Source organism: Streptosporangium carneum, from assembly GCF_027922005.1.
GTDB classification, from domain to species: Bacteria; Actinomycetota; Actinomycetes; order Streptosporangiales; family Streptosporangiaceae; genus Streptosporangium; species Streptosporangium carneum.
On record NZ_BSEV01000097.1, the window covers coordinates 1 to 655 of the forward strand.

Here is a 655-nt window from a genome sequence, read left to right on the forward strand (position 1 = left end):
CGCTCGAAGGCGAAACCCGCCCGGACGGCAGCCAGGTCTTCCGGCTGGCCGTGTTCGACCGGCGCGCTCTGGCCGATGGCTATGCCCGTGCTTTCGAGGCACAGCACGACACTGTGCTGCGCTACCGGGTCATGCGCGGGATCGATCTCATGCAGGCGCTGCCCGCGAACATCCCTGTCGCTATCAATCCGGGCTCGCCCTACATGCTCGTCATCGCACCGGATGGCGCGTCCGCGGACGGCGCCACCGACTAGCGTCCCCTCTTCAGGGGAGGGTGCCGCACCGGCCTGGCGGCTAGGACACAGACTCATAATTTCTGAGCCATATCTGGATAGCGGCGAGTTTGACGAGGGCAAGGTAGTTATCGGCGTGTTTTTCGTAGCGCGTTGCGATGGCCCGGAAGTGTTTGATCTTGCTGAAGAAGCGTTCGACGAGATTGCGGTAGCGATAGAGGAAGGGGCTGAAGCTGGGCGGGTTCTTGCGACGTGAGACCGGTTTGATGCAACCCCATGCACCACGCGATTTTAGGCTGTCGCGCAGGGCGTCGCTGTCATAGGCCCGGTCGGGCAGCAGCGTCTGGCCTTCGCCGATCCCGCCGAGCATATCGGTGGCGCTGCGTCCGTCATGGGCCTGGCCGGGCGTGAGCTTGAGTGCG

Annotated in this window: 2 protein-coding genes; one reads left to right on the forward strand and one right to left on the reverse strand. The window is 64.1% G+C overall.

All coding sequences use genetic code 11. The features are described 5' to 3' along the window. On the forward strand, positions 1-254 hold a 254-nt coding region (locus tag PKF00_RS44880), incomplete at its 5' end, for a hypothetical protein (protein WP_271223745.1). A gap of 40 nt (positions 255-294) precedes the next feature. Here PKF00_RS44880 and PKF00_RS44885 read toward each other — a convergent pair. Next, positions 295-655 (reverse strand): transposase (locus tag PKF00_RS44885; RefSeq protein WP_271223746.1); only part of this gene is annotated, 361 nt, incomplete at its 5' end.